We start from the raw sequence: 1,307 nt of genomic DNA, 5'->3' as shown, positions 1-1,307 counted from the left end.
CGACCTTTCCATAATTCAGCTTGAGCTGCTGCCTTGCCGTCGTTAATAGCCGCCGCTGGTAGGGCAAAATTTTCTTTAATAAAGTGTTTGAAATTTAAGCCATCGATAAAAGGAATTGCGCCCCCAACATGGACGACACCTGTTTCTGAAACCACCTGCCCTGGTGCAGAAAAACCAACTCCTTTTAGCTGGTCGCCCATCTGTGCATATGCTTGATTAACAATATCAATGATAGCTAATTTTAAATCAGGCAAGTTCTGTGGCGTTTTCCGCTTATCTTGGTTGGTAATCTGACCCGATTTGTCTACCAATCCTGATTTAATATTTGTCCCGCCAATATCAATGCCTAAATATAGTGCTTGTGCTGTCATTAACCCGCCTCCAAAAAATGTAAGTGCTTACGATATATTGCAACCATTTTACGCTAACATGCAGCAAAAAACCAGAAAATACATTCTGGTTCTGATCACACACCTTTAAATATGCGCTTCTATCAGGTCTGCCAACATCTGCGTTTGCTTGGGTAGTGGAACGTAAGCTTGGGGCGGGATTTTTACAATAGGTTTGGCCATCCGCTGGGCAAATTTGGCTAAGTTATCGAAATACATCCTCGTTTGCGGGCTGACCAAGTACAAATCAAATTGGTCGTCTTCAATTGCCTTTTGTCCGGCATAGACGGAGGTTGCAGCGACCTCAATGTCTGTGCCCTGTGTTTGAAATAGTGCGGTTGCCTTCTTAGCGACTAGTGACGATGACATCCCACCTGCGCATACAATTAATGCTTTTTTCACTTATATACCCTCCAGTCCTACTTGTGTCCACAAAGGGTTCGCAATAAAATGAAATCCTTTTCATCATTATCCACTTCCTGTCCCAAAGATACAAGAAAAACCGAGCAGGATCTTTTTCCCACTCGGCCCTTCTTGATTATGCAAATGTGTTCAGTATTTGACAGACAGAATTATTGGTCTAAGTGCCAAATATCTTTATTGTATTCTGCAATCGTACGGTCAGCTGAGAAGTAACCAGCGTTCGCGATATTGATTAATGAACGACGTGTCCAGTCGCGACGGTCTTCGTAATCCAAGTAGACTTTTTCTTTCACGTCAATGAATTCCTCTAGGTCGATCAAGGCCATGAAGTAGTCCTTGCTGGTCATGTCGTTATATAGACGTTGCAGACGTTCATGAGTACCATAAGCCATCAATTCATCAGAGATAATGAAGTCTACGATTGGTTTAATGCGTTCTTGTTTATAGTAGTCTTGTGGGTCGTAACCATCTGTTGCGTATAGGTTTACGATTTCC

The 1,307-nt window shown here is 42.5% G+C and carries 3 protein-coding genes; all 3 read right to left on the bottom strand.

Going from position 1 to position 1,307, the window contains the following annotated elements; all coding sequences use genetic code 11:
• A partial coding sequence (locus ACRCJ0_RS14310) for an ROK family protein (protein ID WP_431390885.1) occupies positions 1-371 on the bottom strand: 371 nt, incomplete at its 3' end.
• Positions 372-476: 105 nt separating this feature from the next.
• Positions 477-791 carry a PTS cellobiose transporter subunit IIB gene (locus ACRCJ0_RS14305; protein WP_418151600.1) on the bottom strand — a complete coding sequence of 105 codons (315 nt, stop codon included), beginning with the start codon at positions 789-791 and terminating at the stop codon, positions 477-479.
• 170 nt (positions 792-961) lie between these two features.
• On the bottom strand, positions 962-1,307 hold a 346-nt coding region (locus tag ACRCJ0_RS14300), incomplete at its 5' end, for a glycogen/starch/alpha-glucan phosphorylase (RefSeq protein WP_431390884.1).

This window comes from Aerococcus sp. L_32 (genome assembly GCF_050689315.1).
This window is presented reverse-complemented; position numbering and strand designations above follow the sequence as displayed.